This window comes from Diaphorobacter ruginosibacter (genome assembly GCF_040396215.1).
GTDB lineage: Bacteria > Pseudomonadota > Gammaproteobacteria > Burkholderiales > Burkholderiaceae_C > Diaphorobacter_A > Diaphorobacter_A ruginosibacter_A.
Map to the genome: position 1 here is coordinate 1 of NZ_JBEBOW010000058.1, position 21,470 is coordinate 21,470.

23 protein-coding genes and 1 tRNA gene are annotated in these 21,470 nt (G+C 63.7%); 13 read left to right on the plus strand and 11 right to left on the minus strand.

The genetic code is table 11. The features are described 5' to 3' along the window. Positions 1-285, plus strand: a 285-nt coding sequence (locus tag ABWP92_RS09120) for a hypothetical protein (RefSeq protein ID WP_353235062.1), incomplete at its 5' end; no start/stop codon positions are given. Between the two features lie 512 nt (positions 286-797). Here ABWP92_RS09120 and ABWP92_RS09125 read toward each other — a convergent pair. From ABWP92_RS09125 to ABWP92_RS09135, 3 genes are read right to left on the minus strand one after another with little or no spacing between them, the layout of a single operon-like run. After that, positions 798-2,216 carry a sensor histidine kinase gene (locus tag ABWP92_RS09125; RefSeq protein ID WP_353235063.1) on the minus strand — a complete coding sequence of 473 codons (1,419 nt, stop codon included), beginning with the start codon at positions 2,214-2,216 and terminating at the stop codon, positions 798-800. Continuing rightward, positions 2,213-2,884, minus strand: coding sequence for a response regulator transcription factor (locus tag ABWP92_RS09130; RefSeq protein ID WP_353235064.1), 672 nt, complete (start codon positions 2,882-2,884; stop codon positions 2,213-2,215). The genes ABWP92_RS09125 and ABWP92_RS09130 overlap by 4 nt, the downstream gene beginning before the upstream one ends. Further along, on the minus strand, positions 2,884-3,252 hold the full coding sequence (locus tag ABWP92_RS09135) for a PepSY domain-containing protein (RefSeq protein ID WP_353235065.1): 369 nt from the start codon (positions 3,250-3,252) through the stop codon (positions 2,884-2,886). Before ABWP92_RS09135 ends, ABWP92_RS09130 begins: the two co-directional genes overlap by 1 nt. Before the next feature lie 228 nt (positions 3,253-3,480). Between ABWP92_RS09135 and ABWP92_RS09140 the strand changes: the two genes are divergently transcribed. The 3 genes from ABWP92_RS09140 to ABWP92_RS09150 all read left to right on the plus strand — a co-directional run bounded on the left by ABWP92_RS09140 (position 3,481) and on the right by ABWP92_RS09150 (position 5,677). Beyond that, the gene (locus tag ABWP92_RS09140; protein ID WP_353235066.1) at positions 3,481-3,804 is read left to right on the plus strand and encodes a PepSY domain-containing protein; all 324 of its coding nucleotides are present in this window, start codon (positions 3,481-3,483) and stop codon (positions 3,802-3,804) included. 48 nt (positions 3,805-3,852) lie between these two features. Further along, positions 3,853-5,250 (plus strand): ferredoxin reductase family protein, encoded by a 1,398-nt coding sequence (locus ABWP92_RS09145; protein WP_353235067.1) that lies wholly within the window; start codon positions 3,853-3,855, stop codon positions 5,248-5,250. 91 nt (positions 5,251-5,341) lie between these two features. Further along, the gene (locus tag ABWP92_RS09150; protein ID WP_353235068.1) at positions 5,342-5,677 is read left to right on the plus strand and encodes an I78 family peptidase inhibitor; all 336 of its coding nucleotides are present in this window, start codon (positions 5,342-5,344) and stop codon (positions 5,675-5,677) included. A gap of 21 nt (positions 5,678-5,698) precedes the next feature. Here the strand turns inward: ABWP92_RS09150 and hemW are convergent, their stop codons facing one another. The 5 genes from hemW to ABWP92_RS09175 all read right to left on the minus strand — a co-directional run bounded on the left by hemW (position 5,699) and on the right by ABWP92_RS09175 (position 10,476). Then, on the minus strand, positions 5,699-6,961 hold the full coding sequence (hemW, locus tag ABWP92_RS09155; RefSeq protein WP_502907496.1) for a radical SAM family heme chaperone HemW: 1,263 nt from the start codon (positions 6,959-6,961) through the stop codon (positions 5,699-5,701). A 23-nt stretch (positions 6,962-6,984) separates the two neighbouring features. Continuing rightward, positions 6,985-7,584 (minus strand): RdgB/HAM1 family non-canonical purine NTP pyrophosphatase, encoded by a 600-nt coding sequence (gene rdgB / locus ABWP92_RS09160; RefSeq protein ID WP_353235069.1) that lies wholly within the window; start codon positions 7,582-7,584, stop codon positions 6,985-6,987. A gap of 74 nt (positions 7,585-7,658) precedes the next feature. Further along, on the minus strand, positions 7,659-8,396 hold the full coding sequence (gene rph / locus ABWP92_RS09165; RefSeq protein ID WP_353235070.1) for a ribonuclease PH: 738 nt from the start codon (positions 8,394-8,396) through the stop codon (positions 7,659-7,661). 155 nt (positions 8,397-8,551) lie between these two features. Beyond that, positions 8,552-9,472, minus strand: coding sequence for a PP2C family protein-serine/threonine phosphatase (locus ABWP92_RS09170; RefSeq protein ID WP_353235071.1), 921 nt, complete (start codon positions 9,470-9,472; stop codon positions 8,552-8,554). Further along, positions 9,469-10,476 carry a serine/threonine protein kinase gene (locus tag ABWP92_RS09175; RefSeq protein ID WP_353235072.1) on the minus strand — a complete coding sequence of 336 codons (1,008 nt, stop codon included), beginning with the start codon at positions 10,474-10,476 and terminating at the stop codon, positions 9,469-9,471. The genes ABWP92_RS09170 and ABWP92_RS09175 overlap by 4 nt, the downstream gene beginning before the upstream one ends. 93 nt (positions 10,477-10,569) lie before the next feature. On the opposite strand from ABWP92_RS09175, the gene ABWP92_RS09180 reads away from it, so the two are divergent. From ABWP92_RS09180 to ABWP92_RS09195, 4 genes are all read left to right on the plus strand, one after another. Then, entirely contained in the window at positions 10,570-11,466 is an 897-nt protein-coding gene (locus ABWP92_RS09180; RefSeq protein WP_353235082.1) for a YicC/YloC family endoribonuclease, read from the plus strand. Positions 11,467-11,501: 35 nt separating this feature from the next. Further along, a complete protein-coding gene (gene gmk, locus ABWP92_RS09185; protein ID WP_353235073.1) occupies positions 11,502-12,122 on the plus strand; it encodes a guanylate kinase in 621 nt (206 codons plus the stop codon). A gap of 21 nt (positions 12,123-12,143) precedes the next feature. Next, positions 12,144-12,347 (plus strand): DNA-directed RNA polymerase subunit omega, encoded by a 204-nt coding sequence (gene rpoZ, locus ABWP92_RS09190; protein ID WP_166067109.1) that lies wholly within the window; start codon positions 12,144-12,146, stop codon positions 12,345-12,347. A 434-nt stretch (positions 12,348-12,781) separates the two neighbouring features. Then, on the plus strand, positions 12,782-15,025 hold the full coding sequence (locus tag ABWP92_RS09195; RefSeq protein WP_353235074.1) for a RelA/SpoT family protein: 2,244 nt from the start codon (positions 12,782-12,784) through the stop codon (positions 15,023-15,025). Between the two features lie 4 nt (positions 15,026-15,029). Here the strand turns inward: ABWP92_RS09195 and greB are convergent, their stop codons facing one another. The 3 genes from greB to ABWP92_RS09210 form a co-directional block, all read right to left on the minus strand. Next, positions 15,030-15,596, minus strand: a complete 567-nt coding sequence (greB, locus tag ABWP92_RS09200) for a transcription elongation factor GreB (RefSeq protein WP_353235075.1) — start codon at positions 15,594-15,596, stop codon at positions 15,030-15,032. 185 nt (positions 15,597-15,781) lie between these two features. Beyond that, a tRNA-Arg gene (locus ABWP92_RS09205) sits at positions 15,782-15,858 on the minus strand. Between the two features lie 149 nt (positions 15,859-16,007). Then, entirely contained in the window at positions 16,008-16,250 is a 243-nt protein-coding gene (locus ABWP92_RS09210) for a hypothetical protein (protein ID WP_353235076.1), read from the minus strand. A 272-nt stretch (positions 16,251-16,522) separates the two neighbouring features. Between ABWP92_RS09210 and rpsO the strand changes: the two genes are divergently transcribed. The 5 genes from rpsO to secG all read left to right on the plus strand — a co-directional run. Beyond that, positions 16,523-16,789 carry a 30S ribosomal protein S15 gene (gene rpsO / locus ABWP92_RS09215; protein ID WP_187598561.1) on the plus strand — a complete coding sequence of 89 codons (267 nt, stop codon included), beginning with the start codon at positions 16,523-16,525 and terminating at the stop codon, positions 16,787-16,789. A gap of 227 nt (positions 16,790-17,016) precedes the next feature. After that, on the plus strand, positions 17,017-19,215 hold the full coding sequence (pnp, locus tag ABWP92_RS09220) for a polyribonucleotide nucleotidyltransferase (RefSeq protein WP_353235077.1): 2,199 nt from the start codon (positions 17,017-17,019) through the stop codon (positions 19,213-19,215). A gap of 122 nt (positions 19,216-19,337) precedes the next feature. Next, positions 19,338-20,342 (plus strand): NAD(P)H-quinone oxidoreductase, encoded by a 1,005-nt coding sequence (locus ABWP92_RS09225; protein ID WP_353235078.1) that lies wholly within the window; start codon positions 19,338-19,340, stop codon positions 20,340-20,342. Further along, positions 20,339-21,088 carry a triose-phosphate isomerase gene (tpiA, locus tag ABWP92_RS09230; RefSeq protein WP_353235079.1) on the plus strand — a complete coding sequence of 250 codons (750 nt, stop codon included), beginning with the start codon at positions 20,339-20,341 and terminating at the stop codon, positions 21,086-21,088. Before ABWP92_RS09225 ends, tpiA begins: the two co-directional genes overlap by 4 nt. Positions 21,089-21,123: 35 nt before the next feature. Further along, on the plus strand, positions 21,124-21,470 hold a 347-nt coding region (secG, locus tag ABWP92_RS09235; protein ID WP_353235080.1), incomplete at its 3' end, for a preprotein translocase subunit SecG.

Genomic DNA, 21,470 nt, shown 5'->3' on the forward strand with positions numbered 1-21,470 from the left:
TCGTCGGTCCTGCCCACCGGCGATGCCTGCAACCCGTCGGGCCGCAGCAACGTCTATGCCGTCAACTTCTCCAATGGCGCGTCGGTGCTCAAGAACAGCAACAACGAGGTGGCGAATTATCTGGCGCAGGATAGCCTCATCATCGACTTCAGCTTCTTCAACGTGCGGGGCAAGGTGCAGCCATGGATAGGCGACAACAAGGGGGCGCTGGAGAAAGTATCCGGCACGTTCTCCACGCAGCGCACCCGTTCGCTCAACTGGCGCGAGCTCTCGACCGTGCATTGAACGCGATGGCACGCCGCGCAGCCGCTCCGGCTTCGTGGCGCGCCCGGCGCGGTGTGCCATAATGGAAAGCTGTGGGCCGTTAGCTCAGTTGGTTAGAGCAGAGGACTTAACGGGATGGTTCCTACCATCTGGCCGTGGCCAGAAAACGGAAGCGTCCCACTGGGTTGCTCAAGGCAAGTTCACTCTGCCTTGAAGTAGAACTTCTCAAATTCGGTGAACGCTAAAGCGCGGATGCGCCATGCCAACGCCGAGCGAAGCCCTCCAGAAGAGGGAACGTGTAGAGACTCGACGGGAAGGCCGAAAGGCAAGACAGAGTCCAGACCACGAACCGGAAACGGGCGGCGAAAGCCGAAGTGGCAAGCATAATCCTTTGGTCGCTGGTTCGAGCCCAGCACGGCCTACCACCATGCATGAAGCCGCTGGCGCAATCTTCGCCAGTGGCTTTTTTGTCTTTGAAATGCATCGGCCGCGAGCCTGTTTCCCCGCAGTCACTGTCGATTGGACCGGATGGGTCACGCATCGCTCGCGGGAAGAGTGAGGCGCATGCGCAGGCCGCCCAGCGGCGATGGCTGGGCGCTGACGTCGCCGCCGTAGGTTTGCGCGAGTTCGCGGACGATGTCGAGTCCCAGGCCCGATCCGGGCTGCCGCTCGTCCAGGCGTACGCCGCGCTGGAAAGCCCGCTCGCATTGCTCCCGGCTCAAGCCAGGGCCGTCGTCGTCCACCAGCAGTTCGAACATGTTGCCGCCGCATGCGCTGGCGCTGATCTCGACGCGGTTGCTGGCCCATTTGCCTGCGTTGTCGATCAGGTTCCCCATGAGTTCATAGAGGTCCTGGGGCTCTCCGCGAAAGGCGAGCCGGGGGTCGATGGGGTGGATCTCGAACCGCACGCGGCGTTCGGCATGCAGCTTTTCCATGGTGCGGACCAGCGCCGCCAGATGTTCCGGGACCGGCGTGCGAAGACCGCTTGTCCGGACAGCCGAAGCGGCGCGCGCCCGCGCCAGATGATGCGTGACGTGGCGCCGTGCCGTGTCGGACTGCTCGCGCACCAGCGCCGCGAAAGGTCCGCTTTCATGCTCAGCCGCGTTGGCGAGGATGGCCAGCGGCGTGTTCACCGCATGCGCGAGGTTGCCGGCCTGGGTGCGCGCGCGTTGGACCATTTCGGCGTTCGTGTCGAGGACCTTGTTGAACTCGTCGACGAGAGGCTGCAGTTCCTGGGGAAAGCGGCCTTCCAGGCTCCGCGCGCGGCCTTCGAGCACGGCGGTGAGCCTCGACCTCAATTGTGCGAGCGGACGCATCACGAACTGCAACTGTGCCAACACGGCGATGAGCAGGCCCAGCGCGAGCAGCGTCAACGTTACCGTCAACATCGAGGTGAAGCGCTGCAGCGGCTCCGACAGCAGCGCGCTGTCGGCCGCGACCGTGAGCCTCAGGGGTGGCGCGTCGGCTTCGGGAAGCTGCAGGTTGCGCGTGACGGCCAGCAGATCGTTGCCAGCGCCATCCTTGAGCTGCAGTGTGCGGTAGCTGAGGCCCGCCTGTGCGTCCTGGACCACGGCGGGCAACCGCAGCGCCTGATCCCACAGGGAGCGCGAGCGGGCGATGGCCTCGCGCATCACTTGCGGCTTCTTCTTGGCGTCGATCCTGAGTTCATCGGCCTGCCAGAACAGGCCCGAGAGCGGTTTCTCGAATCTAGGATCACTGCTGATGGGCGTGACGGCGATGCTTCCGTCCTCCTGCACGCTGGCCGCGGCGCTCAATTGGTTCAGATGCAGCACCAACTGTGCCTGCAATTGCTGCTCCACATGTTCCTTGAACAGGTTGCGCAGACCCCAGCCGGCGACGGCCAGCGCCGCGATGATCCATGCGAGCGCGCCCAGCAGCAGGCGCGCCCGCAGCGATTGGCGGTGCGCGGGCGCTGGCGATGCGGCGTTCATGAGGCGGCGCTCGTGTCGATGAGGCGGTATCCCATTCCGCGCACTGTTTCTATGCTCGCGGGCGGCAGCTTCCTGCGCAGCCGGCCGATGAACACTTCGATGGTGTTGGAGTCGCGCTCGCTGTCGTTGGGATAAATGTGCTCGTACAGGTCGGTGCGCGAGAACACCTCGCCAGGGCGCTGCATGAGCAGCGAGAGTATCTTGAACTCATGGCTGGTGAGGGTGAGCGCCTGTCCGTCAACCAGGGCGCGGGCCTGCTTCGTATCCAGGCGGATCGGCCCGCACTGCCATTCGGCGCTGGATTGCCCTCCGAGGCGACGCAGCAGAGCGCGCAGGCGCGCCAGCAACTCCTCCATGTGAAAGGGCTTGGCGAGATAGTCGTCGGCGCCCGCATCCATGCCCGCCACCTTCTCATGCCAGGCGCCGCGCGCCGTGAGGATCATCACGGGCATGCCGCGGCCGGCGGCGCGCCAGCCCCTGAGCACCGAAAGGCCATCGACCACCGGCAGGCCCAGGTCGAGGATGGCCGCGTCGAAGTCCTCCGTTTCACCCAGATGGAGCGCCGTTTCGCCGTCGCCGGCGGCCTCGACCGTGTGAGTGGCCAATCGCAGTGCCTCGATCAGCTGCGCCCGCAGCGTGGGCTCGTCTTCCACGACCAGGATGCGCATCAGTGTTTCCTCTTTTGCTTGATGCCGATGACGCGGCCCGTGGCGGCGTCGAGCTTGAGCTTCACCAGAACGCCGTCCTGCTGGAGCAGCTTGATTTCGTAGATGAACAGGCCGTCGTCGCGTTCGAGCTCGACCTCCAGCACCTGGCCCTTGTGGTCGCGCTCCATGATGTCCAGCACGGTGCGCAGCGGCAGGATCCTGCCTTCCCGAAGCGCCTGGCGAGCCAGCTCGTGATCGCTGGGGCCTGCCTGCGCGGTTCCGGAAAGCGTGCCAGCGAACGAGCAGATGCCCAGCGCCAGAACCGCCAGGACGAGCGTCCGGCGCCTGCATGGGAAACGTGTAGGTGGTGATGTGGCTGGATTGCTCATGAGACTGATCCTTGGTGGCGGTGACGCTCTTCACTTTTACCAAAACCGCGATGAACGGGAGATGAACGGGCGGTTCAGCTTGGCTTCACCGCATGTTTTCCAGAATTCATTCCGACAGGTGTTTCAAGGCTTCGCAAGAAGCGCATTCCCTGTCCGGGCCTTGCAGGAGGCAGCCTGAATTGCCCGATTCATTCACGGACCGGGAATATTTTCCCAAGGAGTTTTCACATGTCTCATTCCTATCGTCATTCCATCGCCGCGCTCGCGATTGCTCTCTCCGTCGGGGGGCTTGCTTCCCATGCCTGCGCGCAGAACGCGGGCGCACCGGCGCCTGCCGTAGCGGCTGCTCCCGCTGCTGCGGCTGCACGGAACGTGCTGACCATCCGGCAAATCTACGACCGCCTGGAAGCGCAGGGATATCAGGACATCCAGGAGATCGAACTGGATCATGGGCGCTACGAGGTCAAGGCATACGACGCGCAGGGCCGACGCATGAAACTTTACGTTAATGCCGCCACTGGCGCGGTGGAGTCCAGCAAGACGCTTCGTTGACGGGAACCCGGCACCACCGGCGATGCCTTGACTTCAGGAGTGTGTGATATGCGAAAACAGATGACGTTGGCGATTTTCCTGGCGGGCGTTGCCGCCCTGTGGTGCTGGGCCGCACCGCCGCAATGGCGTATTTTTCCTTTGATGGATGCCCAGGCGGCGGCGGTGGGCTGGTGGGCGCTGCGCCAGCACGTGCTGAATCTCAGTGGCCTGTGGAGCGTGGGGCTGATGAGCCTGTGCATGCTGCTGGCGCTTCGCCAGCCCTGGATGGAGCGGCTCCTGGGCGGCATGGATCAGGTATACCGGCTGCATAAATGGGCCGGCATCGCGGCGGGGGCCACGGCGGTCATGCATTGGGGCACCAAGGAATCGAGCGGGCTCCTCAAGCAAGCCTGGGGAACGGCGGGCCGTCCCGCGCGCGAGGCGATGCTGGCCTGGGCGGCTCCGCTGCGCGCGGTGTCGAAGGACATGGGGGAAATCGCGTTCTACATCCTGCTCGGCCTTTTGCTCGTCACGCTGTGGCAGCAGATGCTCGACTATCGCAGGTGGCGCTGGACGCATCGCATCATGCCGCTGCTGTATCTGGCGCTGGTGTGCCACTCGGTGGTGTTGATGCCTGCATCGGCATGGTCCAGTGCGCTGGGCATTCTCTATATGTGCTTTTTCGTGGCGGGGAGCGCGGCTGCGGTGATGTCGCTTGCGGGCCGCATCGGACAAGGGCGCACTTATGAGGCGCGCGTGGAACGGGCGGCGCTGCTTGGCGGGCCGCCGGGCCAGGCGCCGCTCGAACTGGTCTGCGCGATGCCCCGGGACTGGCCGGGACACACGCCGGGGCAGTTCGCCTTCCTGACGATGGACCGGCTGGAAGGATCGCATCCGTTCACCATTGCAAGTGCTCCGCAGTCATCGGGCACAACGCAGGCGGGCGAGCCGCTGCTGCGTTTTCTGATCAAGCCGCTGGGCGATTTCACGAAAACCCTGTCCGGGCGGTTGCGGGCGGGGGACTGGCTGCGCATCGAGGGCCCATACGGCAGATTTGACGGTATCGGTGATCCGGCGCGCCGTCAGGTATGGATCGCCGCGGGAGTGGGCGTCACTCCGTTTTTCGCCCTGCTCGAATCGCGCCGGAAGCCGGATGATTCTCCGGCTGCGCCGCCGCGCCAGGAGGTGTGGATGCATTACTGCACCCGCGATGCGCGTGAGGACGCATTGCTGGAGCAGGTCCGCCGCCTGTGCGCGGCGGCGCGGCCTGCCGTGCAACTGCGCATTCACGACGAGGCCTGCGGCGACTTGTTCGACCCCATGACGCATCTAAACCACGAAAGCGGCAAGCCGCTGGACATCTGGTTTTGCGGCCCCGGCGGGTTTGCCGCTTCGCTGCGCAATGCCTGCCGGCGGTGGGGCCGTGGACGATGGCGCCTGCATGCCGAATCGTTCGCCATGCGCTGATAGCTGCCGTTACGCTTGATCACCTCGACCGGCATGCCATGCGTTAAGGTTGGAAGATTGTTCAATTCGCTGATGTTGAAGGATTCACGCCATGCGCAAGTCGTCTGGATCATGGGTTGCCGCGGCTGCCTTGCTGTTCGTTGCGGGCTGCTCGTCCCTGTCTCCGCAAAGCCCGCCGCCCAAGCCGCCGCCTCCCATCGGCGCGTCGACGGCGCCGGTGGGCGGAGCCTGCAGCGTGCAGGGCGCCCAGCCGTTCGTCGGACAGAAGGCCACCGCGAAAGTGACGGAGCAGGCGCGCGTGCGATCGGGCGCGCGCATGGCGCGCATCGTGCGGGCGGGGCAGCCCGGGACCATGGAGCACTTTCCCGATCGCCTGAACCTGGTCGTGGATCAGGGCGGCAAGATCACGGGCGTGAACTGCGGCTGATTCCGAAAATACGCTGCGCAGTCAGTCCGCGAGAAACAGTGATTGCAGATCGCTCAGGAAATCGAAGCCGCGCTCGGTGGGCTGGATCTTCAGCCCTTCGCGCACGATGAGTCCGCGCGCCTGGGCCTGCTTCAAGCCGGGCTCGATGGCCGACAGCGGCGCGCCGGTGCGCTCCACGAAATCCTGCAGGGAAAAGCCATCGCGCAGCCGCAATGCATTGAGCATGTATTCGAACGGCAGATCGGCGCGGCGCACGTCGTCGTCCTGGGCAATGGCAAGCCCCGCGAGGGCGCCTTCCATGTATCGGGCGGGGTCGCGCAGGCGCACCTGCCGCACGACGCGGTGCGCGAAGCTGAGCTTGCTGTGCGCGCCGGCGCCTATGCCCAGGTAATCACCGAACTGCCAGTAGTTCGTGTTGTGGGCGCAGTCATGATGGGGGCGCGCATAGGCCGAGATTTCGTAGCGGCGCATGCCCGCCGCCTCGGTGAGTTCGGTGATGCGGTCGAGCATGTCGTATGCCGTGTCCTCGTCGGGGACGGTGGGCGGGAACTTGGCGAAATAGGTGTTGGGCTCGATCGTCAGATGATAGACCGACAGGTGCGGCGGCGCGAACGAAAGGGCCGTCTGCAGGTCGCGTTCGAGATCGAGCGGGCCTTGTCCCGGCAGCGCATACATGATGTCGAGGTTGAACGTATCGAACGATTGCGCGGCTTCCTCCACCGCGGCGAGCGCCTGTGCCCTGTCATGCACGCGGCCCAGGGCCTGGAGGTAGCGGTCGTCGAAACTTTGCACGCCGATGGACAGGCGCGTGACGCCCGCCGCGCGGTATGCGCGGAAGCGGTCTTTCTCGAACGTGCCGGGATTGGCCTCCATCGTGATCTCGCAGTCGGCCTCCAGGCGCAGGCGTGCGCGCACGTCGCTCAGCAACTGGTCGATGGCCTCTGGCGCGAACAGGCTGGGCGTGCCGCCGCCGATGAAGATGCTGTGCACCGAGCGGCCCCAGATCAGGGGCAGGGCCGCCTCGAGGTCCGCCATCAGCGCGGCCAGGTACCGCTGGTGTTGCGCGGTGTCGCCAGCGTCATTGCCGCCGCGCATTTCGTGGGAGTTGAAATCGCAATAAGGGCATTTCTTCAGGCACCACGGCAGGTGGATGTACAGCGACAGCGGCGGCAGCGACTTCAGTTGCAGCAGGCCGGGGCGCATGTAGTCCTGAATGGATTTCAGCGCCTTGCCGCTGGCGGGCGTGGAAGCCGCGTTGTTGGCGGAAATGATGGGGATGCTCACGCTGATGCTCGCGGATGCCGTGTTCAGAACCAGTTCTCGTGCAGCATGTCCAGAAGCTGCTTGCTTGCGCGGCCGCGGTGGCTGTAGGCATTCTTCACGGCGGCAGGCAGCTCGGCGAATGTGGCTCCAAGCTCGGGAATGAACATGACCGGGTCGAATCCGAAGCCGTTGCCGCCGCGCGGCTCGCGCGTGATCTCTCCGCGCACGCGGCCCACGGCGATGAGCGGCTCGGGGTCCTGTGGGCCACGCACCGCAACGAGCGTGCTGACCATGGTGGCGCGCCGGTTGTCGATGGCGGCCATCTGTTCCAGCAGGGCGCGGACGTTGTTGGCGTCGCTCTTTTCGTAGCCGAACCGGGTCGCATAGTAGGCGGTCTGCACGCCTGGCTGCCCGCCGAACGCCTCCACGCACATGCCCGCGTCATCGGCGATGGCGGGCAGGCCGGTGTGGCTGGATGCGAAGCGCGCCTTGGCGAGGGCGTTTTCCACGAAGGTGTCGTAGGGCTCTTCGGCTTCGCCGGTAAAGAGTTGGGATTGCGCAATCAGCTCGACGCCGAGCGGCTCGAGCATGGATTGCAGTTCGGCGAGTTTTCCCTTGTTGTTGGATGCGAGGACGATTTTCATGGGCAATGGTCAATGGTCGGGTGTGTTTCTGGTGATGTGTCGATGGCGGCACTTTTCCATGAGGGGCCCGTGGATCAGGCGAGCGCCTGCCGTTGCAGGATGATCAGTTCGGAAATCCCCTTCTCGGCAAGATCCAGCAACTGGCTCATTTCCCGGCGCGAGAACGCCGCGCCTTCCGCCGTGCCCTGCACTTCGATGAAGTGGCCGGCGCCGGTCATCACGACGTTCATGTCGGTGTCGCAAGCCACGTCTTCGCGGTATTCGAGGTCGAGCATGGGCTGCATGCCGACGATGCCTACCGAGATGGCCGCCACCGCCTCGGTGATGGGCGACTGCCTGAGCGTGCCGGCGGCCAGCAGCTTGTTGACCGCATCCTGCGCGGCAACCCAGGCTCCGGTGATGGCTGCGGTGCGCGTGCCGCCATCGGCCTGCAGGACGTCGCAGTCCAGCTGGATGGTGCGCTCGCCCAGCAGCCTGAGATCGAATGCCGCGCGCAGGCTGCGGCCGATGAGGCGCTGGATCTCCTGCGTGCGGCCGGTCTGCTTGCCGCGAGCCGCTTCGCGGTCGGTGCGGCTGTGCGTGGAGCGCGGCAGCATGCCGTACTCGGCCGTGACCCAGCCTTCGCCGCTGCCGCGCTTGTGCGGCGGAACGCGCTCCTCGACCGACGCGGTGCACAGCACCTTGGTGTTGCCGAACTCGATCAGCACGGAGCCTTCGGCGTGCATGGTGTAGCTGCGTGTGATGCGCACGGCGCGCAGCGCATCGTTGGCGCGCCCGATGCGGGTGAACTCGTTGGTGGATGATGGGTTCATGGTGTGGTGCTCCAGCGGCGGATCGGTGCGGTGGCCGCGCATGAGGGGGCGGACACGGCTGGCGCGACCGCCCGGGAATATGTGTGATGCGATGCAGCAGCCGGCATGTGTCCAATGACCACGCCGGAGCAGGGCAAGCAGCGATTGTGCTCTTTTCAGAGCTTGCGCGCAGCGGAGGAGCGGCGAATCGCCTCGTTGATCTCGGCAATGGAGCGTTCGATGGCTTCATCGTCCAGGTCGTCGATATCGTCGGGCAGGCTGCTGTTGTCCAGCAGGCTTGCCTGGATGGTGGACGCGAAGACGTCCTCCTGGATGTCGTCGGTGGAGATGCCCATGGTCGAGGGAAAGTGATCGGGCATTTCCCACTCCATGGCAACCACGGTGACGTTGTCGCTGGTGCTGCCCGCTTCGCGCAGCGCTTCCTCGACCAGGTTCGGCACGGCTTCGGAGACGGTGCTGTGGCCCAGTTCCGCGGAAATTTTCTCGTCGCTGACCGAGCCCCACAATCCGTCCGAGCACAGGAGAATGCGGTCGCCTTGCTCCAGGAGCTCGGGGTCGCTGATGTCGAAGACCGGCTTGGAGGGCGAACCAAGGCAGGTGAACAGCACGTTGCGGTTGATGTTCTCCAGTCCCTTGAACGATGCGTTGCGCAGTTCCATGTAGGAATGATCGCGCGTGCGCGTGAGCATCTGACCGTTGCGCACCATGTACAGGCGCGAATCGCCGCAGTGGATCCACTGGGCGCGGCCGTCCTGCACGACGGCGGCCACCAGGGTGGTGCGGGGCGAGTCACCCAGCGAGCGGTCGCTGGTATAGCGCAGGATCTGGTGGTGCGCGGCCAGCAGGGCGCCGGTGAGAAACGTGGACACGTCCGCCAGCGCCGGCCGGGCCTCGCGCTGGAACAGCGCCGAGACGGTCTGGATGGCGATTTGCGCGGCGACTTCGCCGTCCGGGTGCCCGCCCATGCCGTCGGCCAGCAGGAACAGGCCGGACTCGCGCGTGTAGCAGTAGCCCATGCGGTCTTCGTTTTTCTCGCGCCCGCCGCGGCGGCTGACCTGGAAGACTGAGAATTTCATTGGATTTTTCCTGTGCCGTTGCCCGCCTTGAGCAGGTTGCCTCGCGTGTCGGCGACCAGCGTGTCGAGCTGCAGGCGCATTTTTTCTGCCACGGTGAGCTTGGTGTAGCGGCGCTCGCCCTCGCGGCTGAGTTCCTTTTGCAGCGCGAACACCGACTGCGGACGCGAGAGCGGATCGAGCGCCATGCACCACTCCACGACCTCGATCAGATTGTCCGAATACAGTCCGCGCATTTTCGCCAGCGCCGCCGTCAGGCGGTCCTTGTCGGAGCGCTGCGTGGCTTCCGTGGGGGGGTAGCCGTGCATGCAGGCATAGATGCATGCGCCGATCGCGTAGATGTCGGTCCAGGGCCCCATCTGGGAGTCGCGGCGGTACATCTCCGGGGCGGCGAAGCCCGGCGTGTACATCGGCCGGATGAATGTGCCTTCCTTGGACAGCACTTCGCGCGCGGCGCCGAAGTCGATCATGACGGCGCGGTCATCGTCGGTGATGAAGATGTTGGCGGGTTTGATGTCCAGGTGCAGCATCTTGTGCTGGTGCACGATGCGCAAGCCGCGCAGCACTTCGTCGAACAGCGAGCGGATGGTCGATTCGCGGAATATCTTCTGGGATTTCTGCTCGCGCGCCGTGATGATGAAATCCTGCAGGGTGGCTCCCTCCAGATAATTCATCACCATGTAGACGGTTTCGTTCTCCCGGAAGAAATTCAGCACGCTCACCACGGAGGGGTGGGAGATCTGCGCGAGCGAGCGCCCTTCTTCGAAAAAGCTCTTGAGGCCGAGCCTGTAGAGCGAGAGCTTCTCGGGGGCCACGGTGGGCGCCAGCTCGCCGGCGGCACGCGTGGCAAGCGACGAGGGGAGGTACTCCTTGATGGCAACCGGCTGGTCGTCGGCCCCGATGGCCTGGTAGACGACGCCAAAGCCGCCGGCTGCGATGCGGCGGACGACTCGATAACCGCCAATGACGGTATCCGGAGGCAGGGAGCTTGGCTTGATTTTCGACATATGACAGGAGATGCGATCACGGCTCGGTCAGAACCCGGATAATCGCCGGATTGCAAGCAACCAATCACCGAAAGTCCAATGGCAGTTTACAGCATGACAGGGTATGCCAGCGCACAGCTGGAGGCGCCCGTGAACGAGGAGCGGCAAAACGCCCCACACCGTCAGCTCGGGCTGGAGATCCGCTCGGTCAACAGCCGGTTTCTGGATCTTTCATTCCGTCTCGCGGAGGAGTTGCGCGCGCAGGAGCCGATGCTGCGGGCGCTGCTCACCTCCAGGCTCAAGCGCGGCAAGGTGGAGGTGCGGGCCTTCTTCGCGGAAACGGGCGACAGCGGGTCGCTGCCCGAACCCTCGCCGCAGATGCTGCAGCGCCTGTGCATCGTGCAGGACACCGTCAAGGCGTGGCTGCCGCAGGCGGCCGCGCTGAGTGTGGCGGATGCCCTGCGCCTGTGCGCCGCCGGTTCGGGGCCGTCCACCGACTGGAGCGAGCCGCTCAAGAAGCTGGCGCAGGGGGCGATCAAGGACCTTGCGACCGCCCGCGAGCGCGAGGGCGAGCGCCTGGGCGCCACCTTGCTGGATCGCGTGAGCCAGTTGCGGGCGCTTGCCAGGCAGGCCGGCCCGCTGGTGCCGCAGCTCGTCGAGCAGCAGCGTCAGCGCTTCATGGAGCGCTGGAAGGAGGCCATGGGCCTGGCCGAGGGCAGCGTGGCGCCGGAGATGGCGCAGGACCGCGCCCTGACCGAGGCGACCGCCTTTGCCATCCGCATCGACGTGGCGGAGGAGCTCACCCGCCTCGATTCGCACCTGGACGAGATCGAGCATCTGCTCAAGAAGGGCGGCGAAGTCGGCAAGCGGCTGGACTTCCTGATCCAGGAACTGCACCGCGAGGCCAACACGCTGGGGTCGAAATCGGCGGCGATGGAGTTGACCAGAATTAGCGTGGATATGAAAGTGCTGATCGAGCAGATGCGCGAGCAGGTGCAGAACATCGAGTGATAATTCCGTTTTGGAAGCGCGCAACGCTCGAATCTATGGACTATCCAGGAAATCTATATGTCGTGTCTGCCCCCAGCGGGGCAGGTAAATCCAGTCTGGTAAAGGCTCTCAGGGAACTGGACTCGCTCGTCCAGCCTTCCGTCTCGCACACCACCCGCGCGCCACGCGGCCAGGAAAAGCATGGCAGGGAGTATTTTTTTGCTTCCGACCAGGAGTTCGACGCCATGGTGGCCACCAACGGGTTTGTCGAATGGGCGAACGTGCATGGCCGCCGCTACGGCACCTCCAGGAAGGCCATCGAGGATCGCGTGGGGCAGGGGTCCGACGTCATTCTCGAAATCGACTTCCAGGGCGCGATGCAGGTCAAGAAGACGTTTGCGAATGCGGTGTTGATCTTCATCCTGCCGCCAAGCTGGGAGGAACTACGTTCGCGCTTGGAACGCCGTGGCGAGGATGAGCCCGAGGTGATCGAGATGCGCCTTGCGAACGCGGAACAGGAGATGGCGCAGGCCTGTAATTTCGACTTCGTTATAATCAACGAAGTTTTTGAACGCGCGCTTTTTGACCTGAAGAGCATCGTTCACGCGCAGCGTCTGAAGTACGCCGCCCAGCGCAGAGCCCGGGCCGATACTTTCGAATCGCTCCACATTCCCTGAACTGGATCCCCGGAGAATCACATGGCCCGCATCACTGTGGAAGACTGCCTCGAGCAGATCCCCAACCGTTTTCAACTGGTTCTGGCAGCGACCTATCGCGCCCGCATGCTCAGCCAGGGCCACTCGCCCAAGATCGAAAGCCGCAACAAGCCCGCCGTGACCGCGCTGCGCGAAATCGCGGCAGGAAAAGTGGGCCTGGAGATGCTCAAGAAGGTTCCGGGCTGATATCGACGGCCTTCAATTTGCCTTCAGTCAAGAAAAGCACCGCTCAGCGGTGCTTTTCTGTTTTTGATAGTCTGTAAGACCTCGGCCTGCGAATTCCACCGCTTGTCGTGATGCAACCGGCATGTACGGCATCATCCCTCCGATGACGAGAGGGCGCTGAATTGTCAATTTTTGATTTGTTCGCAGCGTCCTTTGCGTATACGTGGAATTGCGTTGCCCCATTGGGGTGCAGGTTTGCTATCCTGTTTGCTGCGTTGCAATATGTTATTTTTTAACAACAGCGCAAGGCGATAGTGTTTTGATTCAGCCTGGAACGATTTAAATAGCAAAAGAACCAGGCGGCAGGATGTGTCCGGTGACATTTATAGTTGCCGTTTTGCTAAAGCTATCTTGAGGGCATAGGAATAGTGTCTAACCAGGCGTCAGCAACACAGTTGAATGTCGGCTCCGCGGCCCAACCCGCCGGTGGCGCCGAAGCGGCGGCAGCCAACGCGGCGGCGGCCAGTTTTGCTGCGCTCCTGGAAAAGCTGGATTACCTGGATGACGCCAGCATCGAGCAGGTGCGGCAGGCCTACCGGTTTGCCGACCGGGCGCATCTCGGGCAGATGCGCAATAGCGGCGAACCCTATATCACCCATCCGATTGCCGTGGCCGGGCTGTGCGCGAGCTGGAAACTCGATGCCCAGGCATTGTGCGCGGCGCTGCTGCATGACGCGATGGAAGACTGTGGCGTCAGCAAGGCCGATCTGGTGGCGCGCTTTGGGGCCTCGGTCGCTGAAATGGTCGACGGGCTGACCAAGCTTGACAAGCTGCAGTTCGATACCCGCGAGGAGAATCAGGCGGAGTCGTTCCGCAAAATGCTGCTCGCCATGGCGCGCGACGTGCGCGTCATCCTCATCAAGCTGGCGGACCGCACGCACAACATGCGGACGCTCGACGACATGCCGCGTTCCAAGTGGCGCCGCATCTCTTCCGAGACGCTGGAAATCTACGTTCCGATTGCGCATCGCCTGGGCCTGAACCAGACCTTCCGCGAATTGCAGGAGCTGGCGTTCCGCCATCTGCATCCATGGCGGTATGCCACGCTGTCCAAGGCGGTGAGCCGCGCGCGCAGCCGCCGGCGCGACCTGGTCTCCAAGGTGCAGGGCGAGGTGGAGCTGGCCTTCAGCCGCATCGGGATGAACGTGCGTCTGACAGGGCGTGAAAAAACCTTGTTCTCGATCTACGAGAAGATGACCGAGCAACACCTGAGCTTTGCCAAGGTGACGGATGTCTATGGCTTCAGGGTGATCGTTCCGACGGTGACGGACTGCTACACCGCGTTGGGCGTGCTGCATCAGATGTACAAGCCCGCGCCGGGCAAGTTCAAGGACCATATCGCCATCGCCAAGGTCAATGGCTATCAGTCGCTGCACACCACGCTGGTGGGGCCGGCGGGCGTGAACATCGAGTTTCAGATCCGCACCGAAGAGATGAATGTGGTCGCCGAGGCGGGCGTTGCCGCGCATTGGCTTTACAAGGATACGGGCGGCGCGGGCGCGTCCTCGGTCGAGCGCATGGGCACGAAATGGCTGCAGTCGCTGCTCGATATCCAGAACGAAACCCGTGATGCGGCGGAATTCTGGGATCACGTGCGCGTGGATCTGTTTCCTGACGCGGTGTACGTGTTTACGCCCAAGAGCCAGATCATGGCGTTGCCGCGCGGCGCGACGGTGGTCGATTTCGCCTATGCGGTGCATACCGATGTGGGCGATCACGCGGTGGCGGGGAAAATCAATGGCGAGCAGGTCCCGCTGCGCACCGAACTGAAGAACGGCGACGTGGTGGAAATCATCTCCATGCCGGATTCGCACCCGAACCCGGCATGGCTCGCATTCGTGCGCACCGGCCGCGCCCGCTCCAAGATCCGCCACTATCTCAAGACGATGGAGCTGACGGAGTCGGCCAGCCTGGGTGAGAAGCTGCTGACGCAGGCGGTCCGCGCGGAAGGCATGGAAAACCTGCCGGACGAGGATTCGCAGGCGGGCATCTGGGACAAGCTGCTGCGCTTCACCGGAAGCCGCACGCGCTCCGATCTGATGACCGATATCGGTCTTGGCAAGCGTATCGCCAGCATCGTCGCCAAGCGCATGGCGCTGCTCATGTCCGAGGGCGGACAGCGTCCCGATGCGCTGCTGCTCACGCGCGAGCGTTACAGCTCGCACGAAACCATCTCGCAAGGCGGCATTACCCTGGACGGCAGCGAAGGCGTGTCGGTGCAGTACGCGGCATGCTGCCGACCTGTGCCGGGCGATCCGATCACCGGGTATCTGGGGCGTGGCGAAGGGCTGGTGGTGCACAACGTGCGCTGTGCGGTGGCCCAGAAACTGCAGGCCAAGGACAGCGAGCGGTTCATCGCCGTGGATTGGGCGGAAGAGCCCGCACGCGCATTCGAGACGGGGATCGTGGTGACGGTCACCAACGGCAAGGGCGTTCTTGCGCGGGTGGCCGCGGAGCTGGCGAATTCCGAGGCCGACATCGCGCGCGTGGACATGGACGGCGATGCGATGGAGGAAACCATCGATCTGCGTTTCCTGATTCTGGTGCGCGATGCAGCGCATCTCGAAGCCATCCTGCGCAATCTGCGGCGCACGCATTCCGTCCTGCGTGTGCTGCGCGAGATTCCGCTCGCGGCGTAGCGGGTTATTGCCCGGCGGCCTGGGGGTATCGCACTTCCATGATCTCCAGCGTGCGCAATCCCGCGGGTGTCTGCAACGTGACTTCGTCGCCCTCGCGGGCCTTGAGCAGCGCGCGGGCCACGGGTGATATCCAGCTGATCTGCTGCCGGGCATTGTCCGACTCGTCGATACCCATGATGGTGACGGTTCTCTCGACCTTGTCCAGCGTATCCATGTAGGTGACGGTGGCGCCAAAGAACACCTGATCGCTGCCCATGTGCCTGGAGGCATCCACCACCTCGGCAATCTCAAGACGCTTGGTGAGAAAACGGATGCGGCGATCGATTTCACGCAGGCGTTTCTTGCCATAGAGATAGTCGCCGTTTTCCGAGCGGTCTCCGTTGCTGGCGGCCCAATGAACGATATCGACGACCTGTGGGCGCTCCACGTCGATCAGATGCATGAGTTCGGCGCGCAGCCGCGCATAGCCGTCCGGCGTGATGTAGTTCCTGGTGCCCGCAGGAACGCCCGCCGGCTGGGGCAGATCGTCATCGTCGTCTGAATCCGTCTCTTTCGTGAAGGCTTTGTTCATGCTCTCATCTTGCCTGAGAACTCGCCTGGGCGCTCCTGGACAGGGGTTCTCTTTCCTGAAGCGTCGGCTGGCCTGCCAAGGCCTTGCCGGCGGCGAAGATGCCAGGGGATGCACCGAGGAAAGGGGGCGCGTGCGGCGCACAAACGAAAAAGCCTCAAGGCATGTCTGCCTTGAGGCTTGTCGTCTGGTGCGGCTGGCAGGAATCGAACCCACGACCCCTTGGTTCGTAGCCAAGTACTCTATCCAGCTGAGCTACAGCCGCTGAAGCCTGCCATCATAGCATGCGCTTTCCGGAATTTCAGGAGAATCCCGATTTTTGCCAATCGGGCGATATCTGCTCATTGCCAATGCTTGGCACGTTTTCAGCGTGCGGTGGGCGTGATCGAGCTCTTCGGAAATGAATGGCCTGCGCTATTTTTGGGTATAGCCCGCGCATGCTCCGGCGTTGGGCAGGCCCCGGCATTCGCGGTACAGCCGCCTGTCGCGTTCGGCCTGGCTCTCTTCGGAGTTGTTTTTCGTGTGCTTGATCCTTACCGCGCTGGACTTCTTGTCCGCGCTCTTGCTGGCGGACTTGGACGCCGCATGTGCCATGGGTATGCCGGACCAGGCTGCCGTGGCAACGCAGATGCTCAGCAGGACGGAGGTGATGCGCATGTTTGCTCCTGTTTGTGATGGATGGCTGGCATCTTTTCCCGGGGTCGGGCTGGTATCCCTGAGTCACATCATCTTTTCTGTCGGTTGTCTTTGCACCAGGCTATGCAAACCATGCAAAAGGCCCGGATGGAGCTCTCGGCTATAATCATCGGGTTCTGCATGGTGCAGTACGCACGCTGCTGACCGTTCCAGCCAGCAGCGCAAGTCATTACAAGGCTCTGGTGCTATCATTTTTGGTGACGCTGCGCGGGCCTTATTTCAAGGAAAAAATCATGATCGCATCTACTGTCAAGGCCGAAGTCGTCAAGGCCAATGCCCGTTCCGCCAACGATACCGGCAGCCCGGAAGTGCAAGTGGCCCTGCTGACCGCTCGCATCAACGAACTGACGCCTCACTTCAAGCAACACGCCAAGGACCACCATGGCCGCCGTGGCCTGCTGCGCATGGTGAGCCGTCGCCGCAAGCTGCTGGACTACCTGAAGTCCAAGGACGCAGAACGCTACACCGCGCTGATCGCCAAGCTGGGCCTGCGCAAGTAATCGTACCGGCATGGAAAAACGCCTGGGTTAGCACGCTAGCTCAGGCGTTTTTTACTTCGGAGTTGCAATAAAGAGCGAAGCTGTGTCATTCCAATGGTCCTGCCGGAAGGCGAAAAAGGGCAGGTTCACTGGAATGGCATCGTGTTCTGAGTTGCGCTCCTTCCCCTGGCGGAGTGCAGCGCGCAATCCGCGCTGACGCCAACAACCAATCGAATGGAGTTCATCCAATGAGCATGTTCAACAAAGTGACCAAGAGTTTTCAATGGGGCGACAAGACCGTCGTCATGGAAACGGGTGAAATCGCGCGGCAGGCTTCAGGCGCCGTGCTGGTCAACATCGACGACACCGTGGTTCTGGCCACCGTCGTGGGTTCCAAGAACGCCAAGCCCGGCCAGGACTTCTTCCCGCTGACCGTGGACTACATCGAGAAGACCTACGCCGCGGGCAAGATCCCCGGCAGCTTCTTCAAGCGCGAAGCCAAGCCCAGCGAGCTTGAAACGCTGACCAGCCGTCTGATCGACCGCCCGATCCGTCCGCTGTTCCCCGAAGGTTTCTACAACGAAGTGCATGTGGTCATTCACACCATTTCGCTCAACCCTGAGGTGGACGCCGATATCGCCGCGATGATCGCCGTGTCCGCTGCCCTGTCGATCTCGGGCATCCCCTTCAATGGTCCGATCGGTGCGGCCCGCGTGGGTTACATCAATGGCGAATACGTGCTGAACCCCGGCCAGACCGCCCGCAAGAATTCGCAGATGGACCTGGTGGTCGCCGGCACCGAAGCCGCCGTGCTGATGGTGGAGTCCGAAGCCGAGCAGCTCCCCGAAGAAGTGATGCTGGGTGCGGTGGTGTTCGGCCACGAGCAAGGCAGGATCGCCATCAACGCGATCCACGAACTGGTGCGCGACGCCGGCAAGCCGGTCTGGGACTGGCAGCCTCCGGCCAAGGACGAGGCTTTCATCGCCAGGATCACGCAACTGGCCGAGGACAAGCTGCGCGCCGCCTACCAGATCCGTTCCAAGCAGGCCCGCACGCAGGCCCTGCGCGAAGCCTCGGCCTCGGTGCTCGCGGCGCTGAAGGAAGAGGGTGTGGAATTCGACGCGGTGAAGGTGGAAGGCCTGTTGTTCGAAATCGAATCCAGGATCGTCCGCAGCCAGATCCTGGCCGGCGAGCCGCGCATCGACGGCCGCGACACGCGCACCGTGCGTCCTATCGAAATCCGCAACTCCGTGCTGCCGCGCACCCATGGCTCCGCCCTGTTCACGCGTGGTGAAACCCAGGCGCTGGTCGTCTCCACGCTGGGTACCGAACGCGATGCCCAGCGCATCGACGCGCTGGCCGGCGAGTTCGAAGACCGCTTCATCTTCCACTACAACATGCCTCCCTTTGCGACGGGCGAAGTGGGCCGGATGGGCTCGACCAAGCGCCGCGAGATCGGCCACGGCCGCCTTGCCAAGCGCGCTCTGGTGGCCTGCCTGCCGACCAAGGAGGAGTTCCCCTACACGATCCGCGTGGTCTCGGAGATCACCGAATCGAATGGCTCCTCGTCGATGGCCTCGGTCTGCGGCGGCTGCCTGTCGCTGATGGACGCGGGCGTTCCGATGAAGGCGCACGTGGCAGGTATCGCCATGGGCCTGATCAAGGAGGACAACCGCTTTGCGGTGCTGACCGACATCCTGGGCGACGAGGACCACCTGGGCGACATGGACTTCAAGGTGGCCGGCACGACCAATGGCATCACGGCGCTGCAGATGGATATCAAGATCCAGGGCATCACCAAGGAAATCATGCAGGTCGCCCTGGCGCAGGCCAAGGAAGCGCGCATGCACATCCTGGGCAAGATGCAGGAAGCAATGGGCGAGGCCAAGAACGAAGTGTCGAGCTTCGCTCCCAAGCTCTACACCATGAAGATCAACCCCGAGAAGATCCGTGATGTGATCGGCAAGGGTGGCGCAACCATCCGCGCGTTGACCGAGGAAACCGGCACGCAGATCAACATCGAGGAAGACGGCACCATCACCATCGCCGCCACCGACGGCGCGAAGGCCGACGAGGCAAAGCGCCGCATCGAGGAGATCACCGCAGAAGTGGAGATCGGCAAGGTCTATGAAGGCCCGGTCACCAAGATCCTGGACTTCGGCGCGCTGATCAATCTGCTGCCGGGCAAGGATGGCCTGCTGCACATCTCCCAGATCGCCCACGAGCGCGTGGAGAAGGTGTCCGACTACCTCAAGGAAGGCCAGATCGTGAAGGTCAAGGTGCTCGAGACCGACGACAAGGGCCGCGTGAAGCTGTCGATGAAGGCGTTGCTGGACCGCCCGGCGGGCGAGGGCAGTGGCCGTCCGGCTCCGCAGGAGCGGGGTGAGCGCCGCGAGCGCCGTCCGTCCGGTGAAGACCGCGATCAGCAACAGCAGCAACAGCAATAATTCTTGCTGCCTCTCGCTGCCAGCCCTGTGGCTGGCGGCGGTTTTTGTTTTTGGATGCAAGTGCAGCCGGTCCTTGACGCCCGCGTCATCGGCCAGACGCCAAAACCTTGGATCGTTGAAGGATGACGTCGACAATGCGTGCCGTGGAGATCACGGCATTTGGCCCGCCAGAAGGCTTGAAAATCTGCGAACGCCCCCTGCCGCAGCCCGGCAAGGGCGAAGTGCTCATTCGCGTGCATGCGAGCGGCGTCAACCGCCCGGACGTGCTGCAGCGAAAGGGCAACTATGCGCCTCCCGCCGGGGCGTCCGATCTGCCGGGACTGGAGGTTGCTGGCGTCATCGAATCCGGTGACGCCCAGGCCATGCTGGAGGCGGGGCTCAAGGTGGGTGACCGCGTCTGCGCGCTGATTGCCGGTGGCGGTTATGCGCAGTGGTGCGTGGCGCCTGCCGCGCAGTGCCTGCCCGTGCCGCAGGGACTCAGCGACGTGCAGGCGGCATCGCTGCCCGAGACGTTCTTCACAGTGTGGAGCAACGTGTTCGACCGGGGGCATCTGAAGGCGGGCGAGACCCTGCTGATCCAGGGCGGCGGCAGCGGCATCGGCGTGACGGCCATCCAGCTGGGCAAGGCTTTTGGCGCCACGGTGATCGTGACGGCTGGAACCGATGACAAGTGCCGCAACTGCCTGGAACTGGGCGCTGATCATGCGATCAACTACAAGACGCAGGATTTCGTGGCCGAGGCTCGCAGGCTGACGGCGGATCGGGGTGTCGACGTGGTGTTGGACATGGTGGCGGGGCCATACGTCGCGCGCGAGGTGGAATGCCTGGCGGAAGACGGCCGCATCGTCATCATTGCGGTGCAGGGTGGACTGAAGGCCGAATTCAACGCCGGCCTCGTGCTGCGCCGCCGCCTGACCATCACCGGCTCGACGCTGCGTCCACGTCCGGTCGAATTCAAGGGCGCGATAGCAAGAAGCCTGCGCGAGCATGTCTGGCCGCTGCTGGCGGCAGGCAAGGTCCGTCCGGTGATTCACAGCACCTTCCCGGCCGAGCAGGCCGCGAACGCGCATGAATTGATGGAATCCAATCAACATACAGGCAAGATCGTTCTGACTTGGGGCTCATGAACAACAGGAAACTCATCGCCGGAAACTGGAAAATGAATGGCAGCCTGGCTGCCAACGCGGCCTTGCTGAGCGCGCTGCGCGAGGGAGTGGGCGCGCGTGCGCGCTGCGATATTGCGGTGGCCGTGCCGGCGCCTTATCTCGCCCAGGTGCAGCAGCTCGTGGCCAACTCGCCGATCGCATTGAGCGCCCAGGATGTGTCCGCACATGAATCGGGCGCCTATACCGGTGAAATGTCGGCGACGATGCTCAATGAGTTCGGAGTGCGCTACGTGCTGGTGGGCCATTCCGAGCGTCGGCAATACCACGGTGAAACCGACGCCGCCGTTGGCTCGAAGGCGCAGCGCGCGCTGGCGGCGGGCATCACGCCCATCGTCTGCGTGGGCGAGACGCTGGCCGAGCGCGAGGAGGGCAGGACGGAAGCCGTGGTCAAGCGCCAACTGGCTGCCGTGATCCAGGCTGTCAGCCACTGCGTCAGCGAAATCATCGTGGCGTATGAGCCGGTCTGGGCGATCGGCACGGGCAAGACGGCAACGCCGGAGCAGGCGCAGCAAGTGCACGCCGTTTTGCGTGCGCAGCTTGGTGCGGCGACGAAGAGCGCTGCGGCCATCCGTTTGCTTTATGGCGGAAGCATGAATGCCGCGAATGCCGCGGAGCTGCTCGGGCAACCCGATATCGACGGAGGTCTGGTCGGAGGCGCTTCCCTGAAGGCCGCGGACTTTCTGCAAATTATTTCCGCGGCGTCGTGAAGCCGCGATCGAGCGTATACGTTAGGAGTTAGAGAATGGGTATGGTAGTCAACATTATTCTGGCGGTGCAGATTCTGACCGCGCTGGGCATGATCGGCCTGATCCTCGTGCAGCACGGCAAGGGTGCCGACATGGGTGCGGCCTTCGGCAGTGGCAGCTCGGGCAGCCTTTTTGGCGCATCCGGGAGCGCCAATTTCCTCTCGCGCACCACGGCCGTCCTGGCAACGGTGTTCTTTGTCGCCACGTTGGCGCTCGCCTATTTCGGCAACGCCCGTCCGGCCAGCACGGGCAGCGTGCTCGAGGGTCCCGCTGCTGCTGCTCCGGCGCCCGCTGCGGCTCCCGGCACAGCCGAGGTTCCCGCGCCTGACGCCTCGGCTCCGGC

Bases quoted from the DNA above. Each gene is read 5' to 3' on its own strand.
- ABWP92_RS09125 (WP_353235063.1), bottom strand. From the start codon at position 2,216: ATGAACGCCGCATCGCCAGCGCCCGCGCACCGCCAATCGCTGCGGGCG.
- ABWP92_RS09130 (WP_353235064.1), bottom strand. From the start codon at position 2,884: ATGCGCATCCTGGTCGTGGAAGACGAGCCCACGCTGCGGGCGCAGCTG.
- ABWP92_RS09135 (WP_353235065.1), bottom strand. From the start codon at position 3,252: ATGAGCAATCCAGCCACATCACCACCTACACGTTTCCCATGCAGGCGC.
- ABWP92_RS09140 (WP_353235066.1), top strand. From the start codon at position 3,481: ATGTCTCATTCCTATCGTCATTCCATCGCCGCGCTCGCGATTGCTCTC.
- ABWP92_RS09145 (WP_353235067.1), top strand. From the start codon at position 3,853: ATGCGAAAACAGATGACGTTGGCGATTTTCCTGGCGGGCGTTGCCGCC.
- ABWP92_RS09150 (WP_353235068.1), top strand. From the start codon at position 5,342: ATGCGCAAGTCGTCTGGATCATGGGTTGCCGCGGCTGCCTTGCTGTTC.
- rdgB (WP_353235069.1), bottom strand. From the start codon at position 7,584: ATGAAAATCGTCCTCGCATCCAACAACAAGGGAAAACTCGCCGAACTG.
- rph (WP_353235070.1), bottom strand. From the start codon at position 8,396: ATGAACCCATCATCCACCAACGAGTTCACCCGCATCGGGCGCGCCAAC.
- ABWP92_RS09170 (WP_353235071.1), bottom strand. From the start codon at position 9,472: ATGAAATTCTCAGTCTTCCAGGTCAGCCGCCGCGGCGGGCGCGAGAAA.
- ABWP92_RS09175 (WP_353235072.1), bottom strand. From the start codon at position 10,476: ATGTCGAAAATCAAGCCAAGCTCCCTGCCTCCGGATACCGTCATTGGC.
- ABWP92_RS09180 (WP_353235082.1), top strand. From the start codon at position 10,570: ATGACAGGGTATGCCAGCGCACAGCTGGAGGCGCCCGTGAACGAGGAG.
- gmk (WP_353235073.1), top strand. From the start codon at position 11,502: ATGGACTATCCAGGAAATCTATATGTCGTGTCTGCCCCCAGCGGGGCA.
- rpoZ (WP_166067109.1), top strand. From the start codon at position 12,144: ATGGCCCGCATCACTGTGGAAGACTGCCTCGAGCAGATCCCCAACCGT.
- greB (WP_353235075.1), bottom strand. From the start codon at position 15,596: ATGAACAAAGCCTTCACGAAAGAGACGGATTCAGACGACGATGACGAT.
- ABWP92_RS09210 (WP_353235076.1), bottom strand. From the start codon at position 16,250: ATGCGCATCACCTCCGTCCTGCTGAGCATCTGCGTTGCCACGGCAGCC.
- rpsO (WP_187598561.1), top strand. From the start codon at position 16,523: ATGATCGCATCTACTGTCAAGGCCGAAGTCGTCAAGGCCAATGCCCGT.
- pnp (WP_353235077.1), top strand. From the start codon at position 17,017: ATGAGCATGTTCAACAAAGTGACCAAGAGTTTTCAATGGGGCGACAAG.
- ABWP92_RS09225 (WP_353235078.1), top strand. From the start codon at position 19,338: ATGACGTCGACAATGCGTGCCGTGGAGATCACGGCATTTGGCCCGCCA.
- tpiA (WP_353235079.1), top strand. From the start codon at position 20,339: ATGAACAACAGGAAACTCATCGCCGGAAACTGGAAAATGAATGGCAGC.